25 protein-coding genes are annotated in these 22,562 nt (G+C 65.8%); 12 read left to right on the top strand and 13 right to left on the bottom strand.

What is annotated here, in order from left to right:
• The 7 genes from BST44_RS26380 to BST44_RS26350 form a co-directional block, all read right to left on the bottom strand.
• On the bottom strand, positions 1 to 1,881 hold a 1,881-nt coding region (locus BST44_RS26380), incomplete at its 3' end, for a hypothetical protein (protein ID WP_083179830.1).
• Positions 1,878 to 4,871: an ATP-binding protein gene (locus BST44_RS26375; RefSeq protein WP_047323681.1), complete on the bottom strand. Its 2,994-nt coding sequence runs from the start codon at positions 4,869 to 4,871 to the stop codon at positions 1,878 to 1,880. The genes BST44_RS26375 and BST44_RS26380, both read right to left, overlap by 4 nt.
• A 72-nt stretch (positions 4,872 to 4,943) precedes the next feature.
• A complete protein-coding gene (locus BST44_RS26370) occupies positions 4,944 to 5,228 on the bottom strand; it encodes a hypothetical protein (RefSeq protein ID WP_047323680.1) in 285 nt (94 codons plus the stop codon).
• A complete protein-coding gene (locus tag BST44_RS26365; RefSeq protein WP_047323679.1) occupies positions 5,225 to 5,452 on the bottom strand; it encodes a hypothetical protein in 228 nt (75 codons plus the stop codon). Before BST44_RS26365 ends, BST44_RS26370 begins: the two co-directional genes overlap by 4 nt.
• Before the next feature lie 8 nt (positions 5,453 to 5,460).
• Positions 5,461 to 6,384, bottom strand: coding sequence for a conjugal transfer protein (locus BST44_RS26360; RefSeq protein WP_047323678.1), 924 nt, complete (start codon positions 6,382 to 6,384; stop codon positions 5,461 to 5,463).
• Positions 6,385 to 6,398: 14 nt separating this feature from the next.
• The gene (locus BST44_RS26355) at positions 6,399 to 7,634 is read right to left on the bottom strand and encodes a hypothetical protein (protein WP_052955339.1); all 1,236 of its coding nucleotides are present in this window, start codon (positions 7,632 to 7,634) and stop codon (positions 6,399 to 6,401) included.
• Entirely contained in the window at positions 7,631 to 7,939 is a 309-nt protein-coding gene (locus tag BST44_RS26350) for a hypothetical protein (RefSeq protein ID WP_047323677.1), read from the bottom strand. The genes BST44_RS26355 and BST44_RS26350 overlap by 4 nt, the downstream gene beginning before the upstream one ends.
• Before the next feature lie 99 nt (positions 7,940 to 8,038).
• On the opposite strand from BST44_RS26350, the gene BST44_RS26345 reads away from it, so the two are divergent.
• The 6 genes from BST44_RS26345 (at position 8,039) to BST44_RS26325 (ending at position 11,384) form a co-directional block, all read left to right on the top strand.
• Positions 8,039 to 8,473, top strand: a complete 435-nt coding sequence (locus BST44_RS26345; RefSeq protein WP_052955338.1) for a hypothetical protein — start codon at positions 8,039 to 8,041, stop codon at positions 8,471 to 8,473.
• Positions 8,448 to 9,113 carry a hypothetical protein gene (locus tag BST44_RS26340; protein WP_052955337.1) on the top strand — a complete coding sequence of 222 codons (666 nt, stop codon included), beginning with the start codon at positions 8,448 to 8,450 and terminating at the stop codon, positions 9,111 to 9,113. The genes BST44_RS26345 and BST44_RS26340 overlap by 26 nt, the downstream gene beginning before the upstream one ends.
• A gap of 2 nt (positions 9,114 to 9,115) precedes the next feature.
• Entirely contained in the window at positions 9,116 to 10,528 is a 1,413-nt protein-coding gene (locus BST44_RS26335; RefSeq protein ID WP_047323676.1) for a type IV secretory system conjugative DNA transfer family protein, read from the top strand.
• Positions 10,525 to 10,824: a hypothetical protein gene (locus tag BST44_RS30715; protein ID WP_052955336.1), complete on the top strand. Its 300-nt coding sequence runs from the start codon at positions 10,525 to 10,527 to the stop codon at positions 10,822 to 10,824. The genes BST44_RS26335 and BST44_RS30715 overlap by 4 nt, the downstream gene beginning before the upstream one ends.
• A complete protein-coding gene (locus BST44_RS30195; RefSeq protein WP_156181216.1) occupies positions 10,817 to 10,966 on the top strand; it encodes a hypothetical protein in 150 nt (49 codons plus the stop codon). Before BST44_RS30715 ends, BST44_RS30195 begins: the two co-directional genes overlap by 8 nt.
• A gap of 94 nt (positions 10,967 to 11,060) precedes the next feature.
• Entirely contained in the window at positions 11,061 to 11,384 is a 324-nt protein-coding gene (locus BST44_RS26325; RefSeq protein WP_192579513.1) for a hypothetical protein, read from the top strand.
• A 19-nt stretch (positions 11,385 to 11,403) separates the two neighbouring features.
• Here BST44_RS26325 and ligD read toward each other — a convergent pair whose 3' ends face one another.
• Together ligD and BST44_RS26315 are read right to left on the bottom strand one after the other, a co-directional pair.
• The gene (ligD, locus tag BST44_RS26320; protein ID WP_136246248.1) at positions 11,404 to 12,366 is read right to left on the bottom strand and encodes a non-homologous end-joining DNA ligase; all 963 of its coding nucleotides are present in this window, start codon (positions 12,364 to 12,366) and stop codon (positions 11,404 to 11,406) included.
• Between the two features lie 33 nt (positions 12,367 to 12,399).
• Positions 12,400 to 13,392 (bottom strand): phospholipase D-like domain-containing protein, encoded by a 993-nt coding sequence (locus BST44_RS26315; protein ID WP_047323674.1) that lies wholly within the window; start codon positions 13,390 to 13,392, stop codon positions 12,400 to 12,402.
• A gap of 206 nt (positions 13,393 to 13,598) precedes the next feature.
• Between BST44_RS26315 and BST44_RS26310 the strand changes: the two genes are divergently transcribed.
• The 4 genes from BST44_RS26310 (at position 13,599) to BST44_RS26295 (ending at position 18,274) form a co-directional block, all read left to right on the top strand.
• Positions 13,599 to 14,225 carry a hypothetical protein gene (locus tag BST44_RS26310; protein WP_231614246.1) on the top strand — a complete coding sequence of 209 codons (627 nt, stop codon included), beginning with the start codon at positions 13,599 to 13,601 and terminating at the stop codon, positions 14,223 to 14,225.
• A 50-nt stretch (positions 14,226 to 14,275) separates the two neighbouring features.
• Positions 14,276 to 15,655 (top strand): coiled-coil domain-containing protein, encoded by a 1,380-nt coding sequence (locus tag BST44_RS26305; protein ID WP_244184952.1) that lies wholly within the window; start codon positions 14,276 to 14,278, stop codon positions 15,653 to 15,655.
• A gap of 776 nt (positions 15,656 to 16,431) precedes the next feature.
• A complete protein-coding gene (locus tag BST44_RS26300) occupies positions 16,432 to 16,692 on the top strand; it encodes a DUF4333 domain-containing protein (protein ID WP_158086678.1) in 261 nt (86 codons plus the stop codon).
• A gap of 112 nt (positions 16,693 to 16,804) precedes the next feature.
• Complete coding sequence (locus BST44_RS26295) at positions 16,805 to 18,274, top strand: neutral zinc metallopeptidase (protein WP_047323672.1); 1,470 nt, start codon at positions 16,805 to 16,807, stop codon at positions 18,272 to 18,274.
• 410 nt (positions 18,275 to 18,684) lie between these two features.
• On the opposite strand, the gene BST44_RS30190 is transcribed toward BST44_RS26295, so the two are convergent.
• Positions 18,685 to 18,945, bottom strand: coding sequence for a hypothetical protein (locus tag BST44_RS30190; RefSeq protein WP_074020917.1), 261 nt, complete (start codon positions 18,943 to 18,945; stop codon positions 18,685 to 18,687).
• A 7-nt stretch (positions 18,946 to 18,952) separates the two neighbouring features.
• Between BST44_RS30190 and BST44_RS26290 the strand changes: the two genes are divergently transcribed.
• Complete coding sequence (locus BST44_RS26290) at positions 18,953 to 19,522, top strand: sensor domain-containing protein (RefSeq protein ID WP_074020913.1); 570 nt, start codon at positions 18,953 to 18,955, stop codon at positions 19,520 to 19,522.
• 94 nt (positions 19,523 to 19,616) lie between these two features.
• Here the strand turns inward: BST44_RS26290 and BST44_RS26285 are convergent, their stop codons facing one another.
• A complete protein-coding gene (locus tag BST44_RS26285; RefSeq protein ID WP_047323669.1) occupies positions 19,617 to 19,982 on the bottom strand; it encodes a hypothetical protein in 366 nt (121 codons plus the stop codon).
• Positions 19,983 to 19,985: 3 nt separating this feature from the next.
• On the bottom strand, positions 19,986 to 20,570 hold the full coding sequence (locus BST44_RS31140; protein WP_231614245.1) for a DUF4333 domain-containing protein: 585 nt from the start codon (positions 20,568 to 20,570) through the stop codon (positions 19,986 to 19,988).
• A gap of 349 nt (positions 20,571 to 20,919) precedes the next feature.
• On the opposite strand from BST44_RS31140, the gene BST44_RS26275 reads away from it, so the two are divergent.
• Complete coding sequence (locus BST44_RS26275) at positions 20,920 to 22,050, top strand: helix-turn-helix domain-containing protein (protein ID WP_158086677.1); 1,131 nt, start codon at positions 20,920 to 20,922, stop codon at positions 22,048 to 22,050.
• Positions 22,051 to 22,155: 105 nt separating this feature from the next.
• On the opposite strand, the gene BST44_RS26270 is transcribed toward BST44_RS26275, so the two are convergent.
• Positions 22,156 to 22,562 (bottom strand): hypothetical protein (locus BST44_RS26270; RefSeq protein WP_208619888.1); only part of this gene is annotated, 407 nt, incomplete at its 5' end.

The raw sequence follows: 22,562 nt of genomic DNA, 5'->3' as shown, positions 1-22,562 counted from the left end.
GGCGTGAGGTGCTTGGGTGGCTGTGCCGGTGGCGGTGGGCTGGGCGCTCCCGCCGGGGTTGTGGTCACGGCGCTGGTGGTGGACGACACGAGTGGCGACTGCGGCGCCGGCGACGACTTCGGGTGCCGCGACGGCGGCGCCGGCTTCTCCGGCCATCACCGCCCCGTCAACAGCAGCCGAGGAAGTTGCCGCAGCGGGTGTTTCGGACGTGGCCGTAGCACCCGGTGTCGAGGCGGGGGTCGGCGCTGTTGGTGTGTGATGGCGGGCGCGGCCGGGCGAGGGTGGTCGTCCGCCGGGTGGTCGACCGTTGACCGGGGTGCCAGTGAGGGGCTGGTCGGGCTCATCAGGGGCATCGGTGGGGTCGTCGCCGGCGGTTTTGGACCAGGGGGCGCGTGAGTTGAGCTCGCGGGCTCGGTCGTAGGCGTCTTGCCCGCGTTGGTAGCCCTCGCGGCTTCGGTGGCCGAGATCGCTGATGGCCTGGGTGAAGTCGTGGCGGGTGTGGTCGCCGAGTTCACGTTTGAGCCACCAGAACACGCCGATCGCGACCGCGGAGACGATGGCGATCATGAAGAGTCGGGCCAGCGGGTGGCTCATGCCGACCTGATCGGCGTAGCCGCCGCGGGCACCCATTTTCAGGACGATCATCGCGGCCATGGAGATGTAGGTGGTGTAGGCGAACACCAGGGCGGCGTGTTTGAAGAACATCTTGATACGCCGGGCGGCGCGCCGCCGCGGGTGGCCATGAATCATGGCGGGCGCGGCGACCACGATGGACAACAGCGCGTTGACGAAGGCCGCGCAGCACACCATGACGTAGCTGTAGGTGACGTAGCAGACGAAGAAGGCGAAGACCGCCCCGAGCAGGCCATAGCAGCTGCCTAGGGCGAGGTTGGCGCCGCTGAGGTGTTGGGCGAACGACAGGGCCTGTGGTGCCCCGCAGGACGCCATGGCGTGGGCGGGACCGGCGAGGTCGCTGCCGTCGTGAGGGGTGAGCATGGCGGCGGTGTAGGCACCCCCGCAGGTGCCGATGTCATCGACGGTGGTGCCGAAGTTCATCAGCTGCAACGGCATCCGCACCGTGGCGTCGGCGATGAGGCCGGTCAGGTGTTGCAGCTGGGCTTGACCGCCCCCGGTGGTGATGGAGCCATTGTTGAACGCCGCCTGGGAGACGCTGAATCCGAGGTTTCGGCCTTGGGTGAGCAGCCCGTTTTCGTTGTAGAGGTCAGACAGTGGGTCATGCGTGAGCACGATGCCCAGGACGCCAACAGCGATGGTGGACAGCATGATTCCCGATCCGAAGCCTTTGCGGCCGTGCCACAGGATGTGGTATGCGCCGACGCCGAGGCCCAGCATCAGGCAGATGGGAAAGACCCACAGATCGGCCAGGATGACTCGGATGGTCTCGAAGATGGGACGAAACCAGGTGGCCAGCCACAATAGCCAGGTGTTGGACATGGCGAACCGCAGCAGCCACAGCGACATGGCGATCATGAAAATGTAGATGCCGGCCTGGGCTTGCAGCAGTTCCACGATCAGCTCATGGTCGAGTCCGACTGTGACGGCGTTGGCCAGCCAGCGAGCCCAGCTCGACGGGTCGACGCTCAGACCCGGGCCAGCTTTGGTGATGGCCTCGCTGGTGCTGACCACCGACAGGTAGTAGCTGCCCACGGGCACACCGTGGCTGTCGGTCACACCAGTCCAGTTGAGCGCACCGGCCAGGGTGGAGGCAGCCGCCGGTGGCGCGCCGGCGAGCGCGGCCGCTGCCAGGGTGTGGGTGAGGAGCCAGAAGGTGGTGAAGCGGCGCAGCCGGGGTCGGATGGCCATCTGGTAGCCCAGGTATTCGGCGGCGCGTTGGCTGAATGTGGTTGGCGCGGTGGTCATGCCGCGCGCCCGGGGGTGGTGTCGTAGGCGTGGTGCACGGCGGTGTCGGGTTCGCTGGCGACCCAGATGGGGGATTTGCGGCGGAACTCGTCGACGAAGAATCCGTAACCTTGCCGCCCAGCCCGGTTCGGGCCGGTCTCGGCGGTGGGGCGGTCGTCGAGCTCGTCGAAGGAGGTGGGGTCGCGCATCTCTTCGGGCGAGGGCTGGGCGAGGAAGAATTCTTCGATGTCGGGGTAGTCGTCAAGGCGGATGCCGACTTTGGCGGCGACTTGGCGTGCCAGTTCTTCGTTTTCGAAGGGCATGATGAGCTGCTGGGTGATGAATTCATCACCCATGAGGGCTAGGTCTTTGATGGGGTTTTGGGTGATGATCAACAACCCCGTGTAGTGCTTGCGAGCGCGGCGACTGATCAGGTGTGCGTCGTCGGCGCCGGCGCGCGAGTTGAGTAGCCCGGCGGCCTCTTCGAGGACGATGAGGCCAAAGCGGGTGCTGTCGGCGAAGAATGTCACTCGAGCTAGCCGCACGAGCATGCCGTAGATGGCTACCGAGGCGCGCTTGCGGTCGGAGAGTCGCTCGTAGAGGTGGGGGGTGTTCATTTCGTCGGCGGTGGGAAGATCGAGGCTGCCGGTGAGCCAAATCGTGACGTCGAGTGTGGCCAGGTCGGGAACGGGCAGCGTGGGGTCGAAGATGGCTCTTGTGAAGTCGTGGGTGGCCCACGATTGTAGGGCGGCGCCGATGGGTGCGAGGTCGTCGGCGAGTCGGATGACCTGGGGGGCGCGGTCATCGGGCCCGGTGGTGGGGGCTTGGATGTGGCTGATGTATTTCATGAGCGCGGCGGTACTGGTGATGCCCAGGGCTGCCGCGACGTCGGCTTGCAAGATGGCGCGTAGGCGGCGAACCGCGACGCTGTGCGGGTCCAGGCTCATCATCGGAATCATGTAGTCGAGCCAGTAGCCGCCAGCGAGACCAGGGGGAAAGACACGCAGTGGGTCGCAGCTGAACTGGTTGCCGGCCATGTCGATGACCGCCTTGTTGGCGACGTCGACGAGGGCTTTTTGCCATTCGGTACCGGGGTCGACGATGAATGCTTGTGCGCCGCGCTGGATTTCGCCGCGGGTGATGCGTTTGGCGGCATAGGATTTTCCGTATCCCAGCGCCCCGCTGCACACCAGGCAGGGGTTGCGGTTGCGGCGTGCGGCGGCGGGCAGGTCGAGCAGCACCGCACTGTTGAGGGCGTTGTTTCTGTTGAATCCCAACAGGATTCCGGTGCTGTTGCCGACCATGGAGGAGGTGAACGGCACGAACCGTGACCACTTCTTGGTGGTGGTGGGTTGGGTGAATTGGTCGACGGTGGTTTTGTGGGTGGGTGCAGCGGGGTTGAAGGCCGCCCACAGTTTGGTTTGGGCGCCGCGATAGTGGCGGATGGCGATTTGGCCGGAGGCGGTGAGTTCTTCGCGTAGGCGTTTGATGCTGTAGTCCAGCGTTTCGTGGTCGGGCGCCCCGACGGCGATGAGAAAGGCGGCGTGCAGGGGGCGTTCGTCGATGTTGGCTTCGAGCTGGCGGCGGTATTCGGCGAGTTGGCGCAAGGTGGCGATGAGTTCGGCGTCGCCGTTGCGGACGTCGCGGCGCTGGGTGAATTGGTCGTCGATGTTGCCTTTGGCGCGGTCGTTGCGCACGAATTCCATTTCGCGGCTTAGCGTGACGAGGTTGACGGCGAAGTCGAAGGTGGCGCCGGTGTCGAGGTCGTCGAGGGCTTGGAGAAATTCCGAGCCGGGAAACACGATGCCGGCCTTGGGCATATCCACGACGGGCAGGATGGCTTGATAGCTGTCGGGATAGGTGCCTTCGGGGCTGGACACCCGCAGGGTTTTGCTCCACGAGGGGATACGGCGGATGCCGGCGCTCCAGGCCCCCATCGCCGCCGCGGCCAGGGCGACGATGGGGGCGGCCAGCGCGGGTCCGAGCGCGGTGCCGCCAGCGGCGCCCGCCAGGGCCAGGGCGGCGGCGATGAGGCGCAGCGGCAGTACGCGCCCACCGTGGTGGTGTTGGTCGCCGTCGTCGAACACTGCGGCCGGCAGCGCGGTGGTGTCGAGCTGGCTGGTGGTGTCGCGCCGTGGCAGGGGGCTGTTGAACACTCCCCGCCAGGCGTTGTGGCGCCAAAACCAGGCGATCATGTTCGCGCTGACGGGTTGTGGACCGAATTCTTCGGGCAGGGCGGTGATGATGTCGTGGGCGAGGCGTTGGTAGGCGGCCACCGAGTCGTCGGAGTCTTTGTCGCGGCCGATCACCCAGTCGCGCAGTTTGGTGGCTTGGCCAACAGGGCTGTGCCCGGCCCGGCCGGCGTCGACGGGCATCGCCAGCCAATAGATGCGGTTGCGGGGGGTTTGTTCGGCGATGACGGGCGCCATCTGCTGGCAGGCGTTGATCCAGGGGGGTTTGTCGAGGTGACCGTCGAGCATGGCGCGTAACAGTTGGCGCTGGTTTTGCGGCACCGAGAGCCCGAAGATCCAAGTGCCGGCGGGGATTTCACGGGCGAGGGTTTGGTGTCGGTCTGCCACCCCGATTCGGCGTTTGGTGGATTGCAGGTAGTAGGGCAATCCACTGATCAGGTAGTGGGCGTATACGCCGTGGCTGGTGAAGCTTAGGTTGCCGATGACGGTTCGTGGCGGCGCGAGCAGCGGATCGGTGGAGCTGCTGGCCAGGGCCGGGCGCAGGGCCCGCCAGGCGCTGGCCACCCGAAAGCGCAAGGTGGGCCGGCCGCGGGGCATGAGGGCTGCGGTGCCGCCGGCGGCGCCGGTCGCCAACAGCCCGCAGATCAAGATGGACCGAGCGTGCCCGGAATCCAGTGCCAGGATGGTGAATACGGCGGTCAGGGCGGTGCCCCCGTAGAGGCTGATCGCCACCCACAGCCGCAGCGGCTTCTTGAACAAGATGTCGGTGTAGACGGGGGTGTCGTGGACGCCTTTGAACAGCTGGGCTGATTCGGTCACGGGCTTTCCTCAAGCGTTGTGCCTGCCGACCGCGGAGCGGCTCGGCACTGAAAGGCAGCGTGGCGGTTCGGGTTACTGGCCGAATTGTCCGGTGGTGATGCCGGTGCGGTCGACGGTGTGCTTAGTCGAGACGTAGATGGCGTAGCCCGAGCCGACGATGACGGCGACGATGACCGCGGTCAGCGCCCAGCCCACGGTGGCGCCGATGCGCCCGCCGAAGAAGGAGCCGGCAGCGCGTGCGCCGCCGGCGAGCAGGATGAACACAACCAGCACACCCACACCGATGGTGTAGAGGGAGTGGCTGCCCGAAACCAAGTCGGTGGCTGCCAGAAACGTTGGGGCCGAAGCGATACTCATGTCAGATTTCCTTTCGTGGTTAGTGAGGTCACAAGGGCTTGCAGAAGGGGGCCGACGGTGATGGCGTGGCCGGGTCCGGCGGCCAGCATGAGTGCGCCGCCGGCGAGGGCGACAAGGAGCAGAGCGGTGAGGATCAGCGCGCGCAGCTCGCGGTGCATGAGTCGAAGCAGCCGCAACAGCAGTGTGACGGAGACGATCGCGGTGGGAATGTGCTCAAGGCTCATGGGGTCCTCTAGCGCGGCGCGGCGGCGGTCGGGATGACGGGGGTCAGTTCGGCGCCATCGGCGAGCAGGGGCGCATAGTCGAGGCTTGAGACGCTCCAGCGGCCGCTGGTGACGGTCAACACGATGGGGTAGTCCAGCTGCAGCGGGGCGTATTGGCTGGTGACTGCGTTGACGGTCGCGAGCACGTGCACGGTGGTGCCCTCGGCGGGCACATCGTGGTCACCGAGGCTGTGGTTGGCGATGAGTTTGATGACTTGGGCGGATCGATAGTCGGCCGCGGGCAGCAGCCCGGAACTGGTGGTGACGTAGCGTTCCAGCCCGCCAGCCCCGGTCAAGAAGCTGGTGATGAATCCGGTGACAGTGGCGAACGCTGGTGAGGTGTCAGCGACCGCGGTGGAGTATCCCAGCGGGGCGTCAGCACCAGCGCCGGGCCCGTTGACCCGGGCCGGTAGCGCGCTGGCCCGCAGGCCGTAGTTGCTGTAGACGACGGGCAGCCGATAGTAGGCGGTGCGGGGGGTGGCGGCTTCAAAGGCCCGCTCGGAGACAGTGATCACCACGCTCCACTGTTGGGTGGTGCCGACGTCGCTGACCAAGGTGACCGCAGAGACCGCGGGGGAGGTCACGATGAGCGCGGGGGTGGTGGGCAGCTTGATCGGGTCGCGCAGTGACCAGCAGTCGTGCAGCACCTGTTGGTGGGATGCGGTGGCGGTGAGCCAACGGGTGACGCAGTCTTGGGCGTAGGAGCCGACCAGGGCGGTGCGGTTGACGGCGCTGCGCGCGGGCCCGGCGACGTCGATGGGGTTGTCGAAGATCCAGCCCCAGATGGTGGCGATGGCCACCACACTGCACGATCCGAGGCCGACGATGAGGCCGGCGCGGCGCAGCGCGTTGTGGGTGCCGTCGAGGCGTTTGCGCCAGGTGTTGGTGAGCATGGTGGGCGAGACCTTTACTGGGGCGGGTGGCCGAAGATTTTGATCGACGACACGGCGAAGGTGTTGTCGGCGGGGTCGGTGTGGCTGGGGTCAGCGGGCAGCCCGGGCAGTGCGGGAGTGCTGGTCGGCGTGGGGTCAGCGGGTGCCGCCGGGGGACCCAGCACCTCGCCGAGCACCCCGCCGCCGGGGGCGGGGCTGGTGGTGGTGTCGGCCGGTGCGCGCCCGGTTTCTTGGACGAGCATGATGATGCGCGATGCCAGCACGCCGCGGTTGGGCATGGGTTTGGTGGCTTCGCCGTGCACGCTGCCGGTCTCTTGGGGCACCGCGGTGGGTGGGGCGTCGTTGAAGCTCCATTGCACACGGGTGAGCACGCGGTGTTGGTGCCATTGGTCGGCGCCGGAGGCGTCGGCCCCGACCCAGCCGGGGGTCAGGGAGACGGCGGTGACGACCATGGTGCGGCCGAGATTGATGGTCAGGAATTGGCCGATGTTGCCGCCGGTGACACACACCCAGGCTTGGGTCGGGTCGGCGCCGGCCACGGATTGCGCGGCTGTCGAGCCGGGTAGGCATCCCACCGCTGTGGCGGTATAGGGGATGGTGGAGTCCTGGTTGTCGGGGGCCGCGGTGGTGCTCGACGGCGCGGCGAGAACACTGAGACGAGTGCTGGGCTGGGGTGGCTCACTGGTGTGTGGGTCGCTGCGCATGGCCAGCAGAGCGCCGCTGACAACCAGGGTGGCCGCTACGGTGGCGGCGCCGAAGCCGACAGCGATTCTCTTGTTGTAGCGCGGGCTGCGTGCGGATTCTTCAGCACTACCTGCGGCGTCGTCTGTGTCGCTGCTGGCGGTGAGCTGGTCGACCAATTCCGAACCTGGCAGCGGTGTTTCGTCGCCATCGGGTGCCGCGCTGGTGCCCAGATCATGGTTGTCAGCGCCGTGGGTGTCGGGCTGATCATCGCAGTCGCTGGGCCCGTCGAGATCAATGGGTGGGTCCTCGCTGGGCCGCCGCACATCAACGTGGTCGGCACCGTCGTAGGTGGTGTCGTCGACGTCGATGGGGTCCCCGGCTGGTGCCGCATTGAGTGTGAGCGCTGGGTCGTGGTCGTCGCCGGGCGCGCAGCGCGGTTGACCCTCCAACTGCGCGGGCTGCTCACCCTTGATGGCGCTCAGGTCGTCTCCGTAGATGTCGGCGAGGAAACCTTCGGTCGCCGCGATCGTGTGATCGCGCTGGTGGTCGATCGGGGTTTTGCTCATGACACGCTCCGCGGCGCCAGGGCGGGCCGGTGGCGGCGGGCCGGGACAGCTGCTGAGGACATCTGCGTTGGCGTGCCCCGGACCGGGTGGGGTTGTGTCCGGGCCGAGACGGCCAGGTATCCCGGGGCAGGGTGCGAGCACCGGGCCTTGCGTCGCCGACGCGCGATGCTCACCAGGGCAGCAGCGGTCACGCCCGCGATCACCGCACTAGCAAACAGATGCTGGGTCACGAAGATCACCGCCGTCATCACGGTGAAAACGGCTCCCATGATGGCGATGAAAGCGACGCCGAAAACCACGCGCATCCACTGACCTCCTGTCCTTACGGGTCAGCCTAAGGGGTGCAGTAACGGATATTCCACGGCCGTAGCGAAATAACTTGATCGGTTGTTACCGTCTTTTGTGTGAACGCATTCCCAGCAGACGGAGTAAGGCGGCTGCTCTTTTTCGTCGAGGACCGTCTGGCGCAGCTGCGCTGGACGCGCGAGGACCTCGCCGCCGCGGGCGGCCCAGCCCCGTCAACGTTGTATAAAGCCGCCGAACGTGACGGTGGGCTGGCGCCCAAGACGCTGGCACGCCTGGATGTGGCGCTGGGGTGGCAAGAAGGTTCCGCCCAGCGGGTGCTGGCCGGCGAGAGCCCCGCAGTTCGCATATCAGAGCAGATCAACCTGTGTGCAGCGGCGATCAACGCGGCGCGTCGCGACGCCGAATGCGGCGGCGTCTCGCGCTGCGCGAGCGAGTTGAAAAACTTTTTGATGGACGTCGCGCAGCGCCTTGACGACTTTTACACTGAGCCTGTACGAGCCGTGGGGGATGCTGCTGATGCCAGTGCCTGCTGATCGGTTCGACGAGATCCGCCGCAAGTGGATCGCCCGTAACCAACGCACGTTTATATTCCAGAAAAGGCGCTCAGAAATTCTCGCGCGCCAAATACGAGACCGTGATACCGCAGCCACCGGTGCGCGGGTTGATCCCGCCGACGATGATGTTATTCACCCTTGGTATGCGCGCCCGATTAAAACGTCGTACGCAATGTTCGATGCGATCATTCTTATGTCGGCAGCGGTATTGGCGCCGCTGGGCTGGCCGGTGGGCAAGGCCATGTCGGTGCGTGTGGTCCAGCTAATTCCCGGTGAGCTACGCTCGTACCCGATCGCCGCGTTCATGTGGGCGGCGGTAGTGGTTGGTCTGCCGCTGCCGCTGCTCTATGAGCCCGGTGATTCCTTGGTGTCAGCGGCTGTGGCGCCGTGGCTGGTGGCCCAAATCCCGGCCGCGCTGCTCACCGCCGGCATCTACGGCATTTTGGAAGGCTGGTTGGCCGTGGACGGGGCCCGAGATTGGTGGCCGATGCGCCCAGCCGAGGAGGTCGACGACATCGATTTCGGCTTCCTACAGCCCGATGATCTCACCGGGCCAGGGGTGTTTCCCACCCGCCGCGATGCGCCACCCGGTGACCCGAGCCCGATCTGGAGGTTCTAGCGATGTATCGCCCGCCGTCTTCGCCGTACTGCGGATTCAGCCGTGACAGCTCGACCCAGCAGCTTTCGGTTGCCGAGGGTGCCTGCCATCTGCTGGTCTCTGCCCCTACCGAAACCGGCAAGACCCGCGGAGTCTTAGCGCCGGCGGCGGTGTTGTGGGGCGGGCCTGCGGTATGCGTGTCACCTAAAGATGACCTGCTGTGGCTGGTATGCCAACGCCGTTGGGGCCCAAAACAAGTGATCGACTTGCGCCCGGACTACTCGCCGGTCTACCCGGCCGATGCGCAGGTGCGCTCGTTTGACCCGACCGCGCTGATCAGCACACCAGACCAGGCGGTGACTGCGGCCAACACCATGATGCAGATGTCGGCGGTCGGGCTGGGCTCGAGCATTGATCAGGTCTCTGATGCTGGGATCTGGGAAGCCAACACCGAGGGCCCGCTGGCCGCGATGCTGTACGCGGCCTCCCCTCGTGGGCACGGCAAAGGCATCGAATGGGTGCTGCTGGCCGTGGACAACTTGGAAAAAGACGACAAGGACCCCGACGCGCCGGGCTGGCACAGCGCCGCGCGTCAGGTGGCCAGCCAGCCGCTGTTTCGCAACGCGCTGATGCGCACGCTGGCCATGGAGCCCAAGCAGCGCGACAGTATCGCGCTGACCATGCGCAAGGCGGTCACCCCGTGGATGCGGCTGGGGCTGCGCGGGGACACCGCACCGTGTTTCGACGATGCGTTTCTGTCTGACCCGGATGCGACGTTGTTCATCCTGGCCCCCGCCGAAGGGTCGATCGCCGGCGCGGCCGTCACACTGCTCGACCACCTGGTGCGCAGCTGGCGCGGCAAAACCGCGCGCAAGGAAATGCTGCACCGGCTGCTGATGGTGATTGACGAGGCTACCAACGTGGCGCCGATGCCCGCGCTGCGCCGCTATGTCTCAGAAGGGCGCGGGCTTGGCGTCAATCTGGTGCTCGCCGTGCAGGCGTCCTGCCAGTTCGACACCGTCTATGGCAGCGCTTATGCCCGCGAGCTGCGCGCCACCTTCCCGGCCGCGCTGATCATGTACGGCGCTGACGAGATGGAAATGTTGCAGCGCGGCGAACAGTGGTCACGTGAGACCACCCGCCGCCAGGAAAGCTTCGATCAGGCCACCGGCGGGAAAACGTTGTCCTCTCAGCTAGGTCCCAGCCTTGACTACCGGCGACTGCTTCCGCAAAACCGGGGCCAAGCCCGGCTGCTGCGCCGCGGAACGGCAGGCATCACCACCGAGCTGCCCGACTGGCCTGACTTCCTCACCAAATACGACCGCGCAGTGAAAACGCTGCTGCAGGCTGACCGGGCCGCCGTGGATAAGCCCAGCACCATGTGGGAATGGATTGTGGCACGCCACCGCCGCGCCGCCGAAGCGATCGCCCAGTGAACGCCGAGCAGTTACGCGAGCATCTCGTCGCGGTTTTGGCTGACGCGAATCAACCGATGTCGACCACCCAAGCCCGCCTGGCTGTTACCGAGGTGTGCCGCCCGCGTGGCCGCCCCGTGGTGGCCGAAGAGGTCTATCGCGCGCTGGTGATTTTGGCGCGGCGCGGTGTCGTGCGCCGCGTCGCAGACCAGCCTGGCCGTATCACCCACTGGGAACTGACCCCCCACCACCTACGGCGTCCTCGTCAGGTCGCGGCGGTGTTGTCATCGACTGAAAGCCGTGGCGAAAGTGAATGATTCGCGTAAGTTCCCGTGGCTTGGCGGCCTGCTGGCGGCCGTGCTGATCGCTGTGGCGCTAATCGCGGTGGTTGTCCAGGGCACATGGCAGGTGGTCAACGATTTCGCCACCCATGTCGCCGACACCATCTACCAGCCCTGAACCAGTCCGACAGTTGGGAGGCTGCGGTGATCACATCGCATGGCCGCGCAGCAGACAGTCGCGCGCGGCCCAACTGCGTTGCCCGGCAGTCGAAATGACGACGCCGCTGCCGTCGCCTTCGGATACGGCACCGCCACATGTCTGCCGGGCCCGCGGGTGCGATGTCGACATCGAGCCGCGGCTATTCATGTGCGCACATCACTGGTCTCTTGTGCCTCCTGCGCTGCGTGAGTCGATCCGATCGACCTATCGGCCCGGGCAGGAAGTCGACAAACAGCCCAGTGCGCAATACCTGGCCTTTGCTGCCGCCGCGATCGCCGACGTCGCACACAAAGAGAGCCGTCAGCGCCGGCCAGGCCGTCGCACACCGTCAAAACCGGTGCAGCTGGCCCTGTTCGACATCGCAGCTGGTTCTTAAGCCCATGCTATCGAGAGCCTCACCCCTCGGGGGGAAGCGATATTCCAGAGCTATCAGCGTCGATGAGAACGCTTTTGAGTGCTGGGTGGCGCAATCTTCCTGTGAATTGGCGGTATTCGATGTCTACGACTACCGTCGGGCGTACCCAGCGGGCGCCGCGTAGCTCTGGTATCGGTGCGGCGAACGGTGTGAGGGGTTGCTGCAGGTCGCTGAGGCGCTCCATTAGGCTGGCCCGCGTGCGCGGCGTCATGCCGGCGCCCACGTGCCCGCAGTAGCGCAACTCGCCGTTGGTGTCGTAGGCCCCGACCAGCAGTGCGCCCAGACCGCCGCGGTGGGTACCGGCGCTCGGGATGAACCCGCCGACCACCATGGGCCTTCGTTGGCGGACAACGTGTTTGATCCATGCAGCCGAGCGTCGGCCGGGCTGGTAGGTGGAGTGGGCGTGCTTGAGGACGTAGCCTTCCAAGCCCAGGCCCCGCATAATCTCGGCCATCGCGTCAGTGCCGATACCTGTCCAGTACGGAGAGATGACGATGGGTGGTTTGTGCAGGCGCAGGTCGTCGAGCATCCTGCGGCGCTGCAGGTAGGTGTGCCCGGTGAGGTCATGGCCGTCGAGGTAGATGATGTCGAAAACACAGAACGTCAGCGGCACGGAGGCGAGTAGGCGGGGGCCCGGGCGCGGGGCGCGTAGGCGGCGCTGAATCAGCTGAAAATTTGGTCGAGCGTGGTGATCGAAGGCGACGAGCTCACCATCGAGGATGGCAGTCCGCCCTTCAAGGCCCGCTGAGAGCGCGTCGACGATCTCCGGGAAGCAGGTGGTGAGGTTGGTGGCCTGGCGACTGAATAACTCGACCCGCTCGGCGCATCGCGCAAGCAGCCTGATGCCGTCCCACTTGGCCTCGAAACAGTATCCAGTGGTGTCGGCAGGGGGCGGTGCGGCGCTGGCCAGCATGGGGGCTGGGGGCAAGGGAATGCGCTGCACCACACCATTATGCGTCCGCGGCCTGGCGGGACCCTACGGCGTGGACTGGCGGTCGTCGTTGTCGAAGGTGGCTGCCACGGCGTCGATGACCGGCTTGGCGGTCTGGTTGGTGAGCAGCAAGGACACTTCGCGGTTTTCCAGAAGGCTTGTGGTGGACAGGTTTTGGCTGCCGATGACGAGGACAGTCCTGTCGATCAGGATCATTTTCTCGTGGATATACAGATGCTTGCGGTCGGCGGGGTATTGATGGGTCTTGCATCCGGCGGCAGTGAGTTCATCGACGGTGTGGACGGTGGCCGGGTTGGCGGTCAGCACGATGCGGCAGGTGACGCCACGGTGGGCGGCTTTGGTCAAGGCGGCCACGATGGCGCGGTCTTTGAGTTCTTCGGTGGTCAGTTCGATGCTGTGCCCGGCGGTGTCGAGTTGCTGTAGAAAGGCGGCGCGAGCGTCAGGTGACCAGATCAGGTGTGGGCTTGGCACACCTGGTGCTGGGCGGCCCGTTGCGGCGGTGGCATAGTCGGCGTCGAAGGTGGCGGTGATGGCGGCAATGTCGGCGGGGTCGGTGTCAAGTACCCAGGCGTCGCGGCTAGACGGGTAGTACTTGGCCACGAGATTGGCTGTGCCGATTGCGGTTTCGGTGTCATCGGCGGTCAGTGTCTTTTGGTGGAAGATGGTGGCCGCGGGCGCCCATCGTACGTCGATGCCGGCTGCTTTGAGCTGGTCGTAGGCGGCCGTGTTGGTTTGGCGGCCGTGGAATGCGGCGTCGAGAATGATCTTGGTGTCTACGCCCCTGCGGTGGGCGTCGACGAGCGCGCTGAGCGCGGCGGAATCGGCCAGCTCATACATCGTCATGCGCAGGGTTCGGCGCGCCTGGCCGATGATCCCGAGGATGGCCGCGTAGCCTGCTTCGGGCTCCTGGACCAGACGGTAGACGCCGTGGGTAGCGTTCAACGCCGGCGGCGGTGGGTTGCCGGTGCGCCAAGCCGGTGAGCTGCACCCGGTCAGCAGTGCCGCCGCGGTGGCCACCGAGACGAGGCAACGCCACGCAGGCGAGGTGTGGGCGCAGCTTTTCACTGGATCCTTTTCACTCGTATCGGTTGCAGCACAACGACTGTCGGGGCCAAAGTGATATTTGAATCGAACCTAGCGGTGCTGGCGGGGTTGTGCGACGCCCGCCGAGCAAATCATCGTGAGCGTCGCGCCAGGCCCTGACAGGTCGGTATGGTTTTTCCATGTCGATGCCTGTGGCCCCACCAGTGGATTCGGTGGTCCTCGTGCCTGAGCGGATGCCTGCGCTGCCGCCGGCCCGCGAGTTCCTCACCTCAGCTGGGTTCGGGGGCGCTGCGGCGTTGCTTGCGGCACTGTTGTTGGCTGCGGTGATCCTGATTGGCTTCTGGCGTGCATCCAAGCGGCAAGAGAGCCACAACCGTCAAATTCGTGAGGCCGAGCAACACAACACCGCGGTGGACCGATGCTGGCAGCGGCTGGTGTGGGTGGTGGAAACGGCGGGGATAGAGCCGGCGGCCAGCCGAGGCGCCACGGTGGATTTGGGGCCAGAACTGGCTCTAGAGCTGTTGCGGGGTTTGTTACGCGACGCCGAGAGTCTCGGTGACGCCACGCTGACGGGCGCGGTGACGGTCTACTTGAGCCAGTTTTCGCAGGTGTTGGCCCAGCAGGGCAGCGTGGCGTCCGAGCCGTCCGTCCCCTCGGCCTCAGCTGAGCCCACGCTCGCTGACGCTCCCTCCGGTCCGAGGGAGACCGTGCAGTCATCGGGCTCACCGGCGCAAGGTGGCGATACCCCACGCCCCCGGCCCGCCAAAGAGGTGGCCGCAGCTCAGGGCAGGCGACGCCGTCAATGACACATCTGCGTCAGCACATCGAAGAACTCGACATCGACCGATGGGCAGCGGTGACCAAGCAGGCCGCGACGGCCGCGGTCGATGCTGCCCAGCGGCTTGGCAAGCCCGCGCCGGCGCAGTTGGCCGCGGTGGCCGCGATGAGCGAAGGCGAGCTGATCGAACATCGCAACCGTAGTGGGCCAGCACCAAAACGGCTCTCACCAGCGATGCAGCTCGTCGAGGCGGACCATTTGCGGGCTGTGGCCGAGCACCAGGCGCGCCAGGCCGAACAAGACAAGCGTGACGCTCAAGCAGCCGCGCACATGGCCCGCGCCGAGGCCGAAGAGGCCGCCCAGGCCGCCGCGCAAGCCCGCGAGCAGGCGCGGGCAGCAGACAGCGCAGCCGCACGTCAGGCTGTCGAACACGCCGCCGAACTGCGCAGCGCCCAACAAGCTGCCGAAGAATTACGTAGCGAATTGGATCGGGTCCGCGCCGACGCCGCCGCCGAGGTCGCCGCCGCACAGGAGCAGGCCCGCGCCGCTGACCGACGGGCCGAAGAACGTGCGGCCGAGCGGATCGAAGAGCGCACGGCGGCTCAGCGTGCCCTCGAAGAACTCCGCAACGAGCTCGAACGGGTACGCGCCGACGCGAGCGCCGAGGTGGCCGCCGCCGCCGAGCAGGCCCGCGCAGCTGACACGCGCGCCGAACAGCGCATGACCGAGCGCGCCGAAGACCGCAGAGCGGCTCAGCAAGACTTGGAAGAGTTGCGCGGCGAGCTCGAACGGGTACGGGCGCTGGCCGCGGCCGAGGTGGCGGCCGCCCGGGGCCAGGCCGACGGTGAGGTGTCAACCGCCCACGCTGCGCTTGCTCGGGCACGCGCAGAAGCCGACGACGCCATCGCCCGTACGAGCGAGGAAATCGAGCAGCTGCGCGCCGAATGCGCGGCGGAAGTGGAAGCGGCGCGTGAGCAGACAGAGCAAGCGCTGGCGTCTCTGTACGCCGCCCAATCCGAGGCGGCGCGGGCACGCGCTCAAGCCGCGCAAGCCCACCCGTCCGCTGAGCTATTGCTGAGTGTCCCTATTCCGGCCGCAGAAATACGCGGTCACACCGGCTATGTCGAAGACGTCCTGACCACGGTGCGGGATCTCGACCTCGCGCTCGAGACGGCGCTGGGTGGCGGCGCCAGACCAGTTGATGCACAGGCGGTGGGCGCCTTGGTGTCCACGGTGCAACGCCAGTCCGGCGATCTCTCTGAGCACTTGCGGGCGTTGACGGCGCAAGGTAGCGATGCCGTGCACGTCTACGTCGAAGCCGCCACCCGCGCCTATGGCGGGCTTCTTGCTCGGATCGCGGCGGCAACCGAACAACTGGCCCGAGAAGGTCGCACCGACCCCGGCGTGATTGAGCGGGTGACCGCGATGCTGGACGCGCATCCGTGGCGGTCCCGTTGATGCCGGCCGCCGCCGTGATAACCCGTGAGCCGCAGATGGAGAGCGCGATGCCCACTTGGCACACCAGGCACCTTCACCCGCTGGGTAGCGACCAGAGCATGCGGGCATGATGGCGCACAAACCCGACGATGGCGAGACCACCAGCCCGTCAGGCTCGTTGCCGTCCGGGGGCCGCGATAGCGCCCAATCCAGCTCTGCTGCAACGCCTGACGACGCGGAGCGCACCATCGTCGTATCCCGCAAGTCGCACGCCGACGAAGAAACCACCGTCGTGGGGAACAAAAAGCCGTTGGTTGACGATCCAGAAAAAACCCTGGTGGCGCCCACACCCAGAGCGCCGCAACGCAATAACGACACCGACAACCCAGACGCGAGGCCCCGCAGTGAGCCAGCCCGGGCGGCGTCCGATGACCAGGACGAACAAACCGTCTACCAACAACCCGTCGTCCACCCGGGCAGCCGTGCGCCAACTGGGCCGCCGCCTGCGACACCCCCATCGCAGCGCCACGGCCCCGACCCGGCTCCGAGCTTCCCGCCGGCAGGGCAGCCCCTCCCGCCGTCACCAGGTCTTGCCCAGCAGCCCGGTTTCGCGCCTCAACCGTTCCCGTATGGACAAGCCAACCCGTACGGTCATCCGCCGCCCGGTCCATACGCCAGCCCGCCCTATGGTCCCCCTGGGTCCGCAGGACGCCAGCGATCCACGCAGTCGACTGCCCTGTTGTGGGGTGGAGTCGGATCGGCTGCTGTCGTCCTGGCAATAGGTCTTAGTGATCGGGTTGTCCAATCCCGACTTGCTGTTGACGAAAAAGCTCGACGTCCAGGCCGCCCAATCGGAAATCGAACGAGTGCTGACCGATGAGATCACTGGCTACGGGGATAAGAACGTGGCGGATGTCAATTGCAACCACGGTGAAAACGTCACGATAAAGCAAGGCAACAGTTTTACCTGCCAGGTCAATGTCGACGGCGCCCCGCGACGCGTCACCGCCACTTTCCTGGACAACAACGGGAATTTCGATGTCGGTCGTCCCGACTAACGAGAATAAACCCACAGAGTTTGTTCGCCGAGACCGTATCCTTAAGCCCGACCCTTGGCTGATGCCGCATCAATTCACCCATTAGCACGAACATGGAAAATAGGGGTGCCACGTGACTGGATGGCTCCGTACCGCCGCAGCGACCGCGGTGAGCGTCGTCGTCGTGATCGCTGTGGCCACCGGATGTACCACCGTCGTCAAAGCCCACGGCTCATCCATGTTGTATGACCCTTTTCACGTCGGCGGCCTTCTGGCGGTAGACGGGCCCAGCGGCCCGCGCAGCGACGCGCCGCCACCGACTGGCACCGTGAAGAACACCAACCACGGGGACGAAGACAAGCTGGTACTGCTGTCAATCAACGACATTCAGGATTTTTGGCAATCCAACTACAGCAAATCATTCAAGGGTGACTTCACGCCCGTCGAGGAGCTCATCTCCTATGACTCCGAGGATCCAGCCAGCCCGATCGTGTGCCATCAAAGAACCTACAAACTGGTCAACGCGTTGTTCTCACCGCGCTGCAATCTGATTGCCTGGGACCGCGGCGTGCTGATCCCCACCGGCAAGACCTACTTTGGTCCGATGCCGGTCACCGGAATCTTCGCCCATGAATACGGCCACGCCATTCAGAATATGGCCAAAATCATCGGTCGGGACACCTCGACGATCGTGCGCGAACAGCAGGCGGACTGCTTTGGCGGGGTCTACATGCGCTGGGTAGCCGAGGGAAAATCGACGCGCTTCACCCTCAGTACCGGTGACGGGCTCGATCACGTGTTGGCCGGCCTGATGACTATTCGTGACCCGATCCTGACCCCGCAAGATCAGGAGTTGATCGAAGAAGGGCACGGCACCGCACTCGACCGGGTCAGCGCTTTCCAGATGGGATTCGTATCCGGGGCGTCGGCCTGTGGCGTGATCGATGAGAACGAGGTCAAACAGCGTCGGGGGGACCTGCCGATCGCGTTGACCTACGACCAATCCGGTCGGCTCGAGACGGGGGAGGTGCCGATCAACGAGCAGACCATGTCGTCGCTGATGGACACCCTCAGCGCCATCTTCGCCCCAAAAAGTCCGCCACAGCTGTCTTATAGCGGCGGCAATTGCCCTGATGCGCAAGCCCACCCGCCCGCGTCTTACTGCCCGGCCACCAACACCATCGCCGTTGATCTGGCGCAGCTGCAGAAGATGGGTGCACCCGCTGACGAGCAGTCCGGCCATGTGTTGATTCAAGGCGACGACACCGCCATGTCGGTCGTGATGTCGCGGTATGTCCTTGCGGTACAACACGAACGGGGCCTGAAACTGGACTCGCCGGTAAGTGCACTGCGGACCGCTTGTCTGACAGGGCTCGCGCACCGCAAAATGGCCGGTCCGGTGTCGCTGCCATCTGGCAATGGCCTGACGTTGACTGCCGGCGACCTCGATAAGGCCGTCGCGGGACTGCTCACCAACCACCTGGTGGCCAGCGACGTCAACGGGCAGACCGTGCCCGCCGGGTTCACCCGGATCACCGCGTTTCGCTCTGGGGTTGTCAGCAGCAATGACGACCTGTGTTACCAACGCTTCCCCGACGCCTGAGATCGGAGTTGACAATCGTGGGCCGCAGGCGGCGCCAAAGCCGTCCATCTTCGGGTTGACGGCCTTTAATGCGCAATCCCACTGAGCAATTCACCGCTTTGAGGCAGGCTTACCAACATGAGTGACGAATGGGGGCCCGGGCCTGACGACGAAACGATGAGCGCACACAAGTTTCGCGGCGAGGAGACGATGGACCTATCGCATACCCGGCCGCCGCAATACCCGGTGCCACCGTTCCCGCCGAGTGGATCGCCCGCGCCTCCATCGGGCCCGCCGCAGCATGGGGCGCACGTCGGCCGACCGCCTGGCGCTTCCCCGCCCTGGCAAGCCCCGCCGCCTGGCCCCTCGCACTGGCAGGTTCCGCCAGCCGCGCCGCCATGGCCTGTGCTACCCGGGCAACAGCCGCATCCCTACCCGGCCGGCGCAGTCGGGATAGGTCCGGGCGGATACCCGCCACCGCGGCGCCGTCCGCGTTGGCCATGGTGGGTTGCGGGTGCGGCCGCCGTGGTGGTGACGGGGCTGGTGATCACGCTGGTGGTGCTGGGCAGCAACGAGTCAACAACGACACCGAAGTCAGCGGCGCCGTCGTCCACCCGTGTCCCTTCCTCGAGCAGACCCGCGCCGACGTCATCGGCGACGAGCGCCCCGCCAGCGGCGCCGCCGGTAGACACCGCGGCCTTGCCCAGTCTGTTAGCGTCTGCCGAACAGGTCAGCAACATACTCAACCATGTGCAGATGAACCCGCGTGAGGTGTCGACGTCGCTTTCCTCGGATGCGTCGATAGACCCGGCCAAGTGCGCAAGCGCCGTGGCGCCGGCGTTAGAAGCCACCTACACGGGGTCGGGGTATACCGGGGTGGCGGTCCAAGGGTTGATGGAACCCAGTCCGGGACGTCATAAGGTTATCCAGGCTGTCGCTGCGTTCCCGGATGAGGCCGCCGCGCAGCAGTTTCGAGCCGAGCAGTTATCGGCGTGGCAGGGGTGCCGACTTACCGACGTCACCGTGTCCTTTCCCGGCGGCCAGCCGGCTGACCACGCCACGATCACCATCGTCAGCGACACAGACGGTATCGCCAGCACCGTCCTGTTGCCCGCCGGGGCAACAGGACACAAAGATAGCGAATGCGAACGTGCGATGGCCGTGCGGCGCAACATCATTGCCGATGTGCGCGTGTGTGGGCAAAACACCATCACCGCGGGCGTCATGCTGGTCCGGGCGATCAACGACAACATCACACGCCACCCCTAGCCTAGCCGCGCGAGACGCTGGGGATGGGACGTGCTCGAGACCGTATTCATGCACGATGCATTCGTCGAAACACAGTGCAGCACAGTGCAATGGCCTAGAAAACCAGCCCGTAGCAGAGCCACACAACCAGTAGCACCGGAATGATAACCGCTAGTGTGATTGCCGCAACCACCTGCACGAAGGGGTGCGGGCGCACGGCGACCGTGCTTGCGCCAAGACCCGCCGCGACGGGAATCAACACGGTCGCGGCGAGGACCGCGATGCGGCCCGAACGCACGACACTGCCCGAATTTGGTGGAAAATAACCCTCTTCGAGCTTGACTGCGAACACCCAGTTGCCCAACACGTTGAACAAGAGCAAGGCGATCAGCGACATGACCGCCAGCCCCAGCAGTGCCAGGCCTGCCCCTAAAGCGTTGCGGTAGCGCGGTTTAGGCGGGCCGGGGTCGTCGAGTGGCATGTCTTAGACCTTCGTCCCCTTCGGGGCGTCGATCTCGTAGCTACCGGCGTCATCGGTGAAGGTGACCACGAACTGGTGTTTGATGTGGTCGATGGTCGCCTGGCAGGTGAAGGTATCACCCTTGACGATGGTGGGGTTGTGTCCGTCGTTGCAGGTCACGTCGCTGACGTTTCTGGCCCCGTAACCGTTTGGGTCCGATAAGACGTGAGTGACCGCGGCCTGCACCGCCGTGACGTCGAGTTGTTTGGTCATGAAAAAGCCCGGCGCGCAGAATCCCGTGATGAGCACAGTCGCGGCGATCACGGCAAGCGCTGCACCCAGGTACAGCGGCAGACGTTTGCCGCGCACAGCTGCCCGGGCCCGGGGAGCGCGTGGAGGGAACGGGGCTGGCCCCCAAACACTCCCACCACGGTTGGGCGGGTAGTGGTGCGGGTAGGGCATCGGCCCGCGCTGAACCGGCCCCGGGAACGGTTGTAGGGGGTGCAGCGCCTGGATCGGCGGCCCGTAGGGATGCTGGGGGCCGACGGGCGCGAGGCCCGGTGTGGGCGGGTAGTGCTGTGCTGGCGGGGGCGGCTGCAGGTGGCGCATGGGGAAACCTCTCTGACTGCGGCTGCCGGCGACGGACACCACAGCCTTGCGCTCAACACTAACGCAAGCACTAAACATGGCGCAATGTTCAAAACCATAGCACCGAGCTATCGGATTACCCCGGAGTATGTCCACCCAGCCGGGTGGGCGTAACGCCTATCGGGGTAGTAAAACCGCTGGATGGCAGCTGTCAGCGTCACCGGTCACGCTCTGTGTATGCGCGGAGGCGATGCTAACAGGGATCGCGGCCATGCACTGTTTCATTAGAGGGCGCATGGCCAAGGGGTGTACCCTTCCACCGAGCGCTATGTTTGATAACACCGCAGCAGCGCGGACGAGGGAGCGACAATTGACAACCAGCCAACTGACCAACATGCCCACGCTGATTGCGCGGGTAGGTCGGGCGACTCACACCCTTAGCCCGGCGGCCGGCGTGGCTTTTATCGGTCGAGAGGCCGGGGCCGCGGTCGGCGTGGATGACGAGCGTGTCTCGCGGCGGCATGTTCGCCTCGAACCCCAACCCGCGGGCTGGCAGGCCATTGACGCCAGCACCAACGGAATGTTCGTCGATGGCGTGGCGCGCAGCGCGGTGCTCATTACCGGTGCCACGACCCTGCACCTGGGGGCACCTGACGGGGTGGAAGTGCGCCTTACCTTGGACGTTGCACGTGATGAGTCGACCCAGTCATTGAGTCCGGTTCAGACCGAATACCCGTCGTGGGACGGCGAAAGGGATCCTGGGGTGGTGCGCGCGGGCCGCGCGGTCGCTGAGCGCCGCCAACAATTACGGCTCTCTCAGCGCGAAATCGACCGGCGCGGAATTCTCAACGCGAGCGCCCTGCTTAAGTTCGAAAAAGGTGTGAGCTGGCCACGTGCAAAAACGCTGGCGAAGCTGGAAGAGACTTTGGGGTGGCCTTCGGGCTACATCACAAGCCTGCGGCGAGGCGCTGCTCCGGCGTTGCCCGTGTCGCCCGCCCCTGTTCTGATGCCTGCTACCCGTGAGTCGGTCAGCGACGAGGCGACCGAGGTGTTGACCGAGTCCATTCAGGCGCCGATGATGGCGCGGACGGTGGAATTGGCCATGGAAACCCTGGGCACGGCCATCGCTGATTTGCCTGACCCAACCGCGCCGGGGTTCATCGCCAAAGCCACCACCATCCTGGCTGATCTACGCAAGCTTGAGGGGCTTGCTGCCAGCGCTGCGCGCCACGCCACGGGCGGCCCTGAGGCCGTGAAGGCATTGAGTAGGGTGCGGCGCAGCTACAACGATGTGATGATGCGGGCTGCTGGCTCGCCGACGGCCACTTTGGGCCAGCGGCTTTACGGGGCCCGCCACCGTGCAGAGCTAAGCCTGGAGGAGGCCGCGACTGGCGCCGGCTTGCCCCTAGCAGTGCTTCAAGATGTCGAAGCCGAACGTCCCATTGCGCCCGAAGTCGCACAAGCGATCGAGAATCTCATCGCCGAGTTGACGATCACGTAACAGGAAGTGCGCGCGGCTCGACGTCGCGGCCGCGTCGTCAGAAAGCAACCAACCTCACGCAAGCTAGGTAAAGGTCGTGGGGTTGGCTGGCACGGTGGGCTGAATTCACGGAGCGCGTTGGGCGGTGTAGGCCTGGGTGGCTTGGCGGTGCAGATGCTTTCGCGCACTGTGGTTTTCGACTAAGGCAACCCAATTCCAGATCAGGGCTGACCCCACGCTCCACCAACCGGCGAGCAAATTGTGCAGCAAAGCATTGCGTAGCGCGGCCTCGCATTGAGCGAGAGTCCCTGTGACGGTGTAGGTCTGGTTGAACATGAGGATGATCGCGCCGGTGTGCTTTCTGATGCGCACCTGAAACAGGCGTTGATCGCCGGCTGCGGGGTGCATCGGGTGGCTCGCCTGCGATGACGGCGGGACCGGCCAGGGCGCCGCGGCGGCAGGTGGCTGTGGGGGCGGGGGATAGACCTGCGACGGGACGTAGGGATGTGCCGCAGGGGGGTAGGGCTGCACAC

Source organism: Mycobacterium scrofulaceum (assembly GCF_002086735.1).
Classification (GTDB): Bacteria; Actinomycetota; Actinomycetes; order Mycobacteriales; family Mycobacteriaceae; genus Mycobacterium; species Mycobacterium scrofulaceum.
This window is presented reverse-complemented; position numbering and strand designations above follow the sequence as displayed.

Excerpts from the sequence above, each read along its gene's own strand:
- BST44_RS26325 (WP_192579513.1), top strand. The coding sequence starts at position 11,061 with ATGACGACGCCGCTGCCGTCGCCTTCGGATACGGCACCGCCACATGTC.
- BST44_RS26335 (WP_047323676.1), top strand. The coding sequence starts at position 9,116 with ATGTATCGCCCGCCGTCTTCGCCGTACTGCGGATTCAGCCGTGACAGC.
- BST44_RS26365 (WP_047323679.1), bottom strand. The coding sequence starts at position 5,452 with ATGAGCCTTGAGCACATTCCCACCGCGATCGTCTCCGTCACACTGCTG.
- BST44_RS26285 (WP_047323669.1), bottom strand. The coding sequence starts at position 19,982 with ATGCCACTCGACGACCCCGGCCCGCCTAAACCGCGCTACCGCAACGCT.
- BST44_RS26360 (WP_047323678.1), bottom strand. The coding sequence starts at position 6,384 with ATGCTCACCAACACCTGGCGCAAACGCCTCGACGGCACCCACAACGCG.
- BST44_RS31140 (WP_231614245.1), bottom strand. The coding sequence starts at position 20,570 with ATGCGCCACCTGCAGCCGCCCCCGCCAGCACAGCACTACCCGCCCACA.
- BST44_RS26310 (WP_231614246.1), top strand. The coding sequence starts at position 13,599 with ATGTCGATGCCTGTGGCCCCACCAGTGGATTCGGTGGTCCTCGTGCCT.
- BST44_RS26355 (WP_052955339.1), bottom strand. The coding sequence starts at position 7,634 with ATGAGCAAAACCCCGATCGACCACCAGCGCGATCACACGATCGCGGCG.
- BST44_RS26370 (WP_047323680.1), bottom strand. The coding sequence starts at position 5,228 with ATGAGTATCGCTTCGGCCCCAACGTTTCTGGCAGCCACCGACTTGGTT.
- BST44_RS26350 (WP_047323677.1), bottom strand. The coding sequence starts at position 7,939 with ATGCGCGTGGTTTTCGGCGTCGCTTTCATCGCCATCATGGGAGCCGTT.
- BST44_RS26340 (WP_052955337.1), top strand. The coding sequence starts at position 8,448 with ATGCTGCTGATGCCAGTGCCTGCTGATCGGTTCGACGAGATCCGCCGC.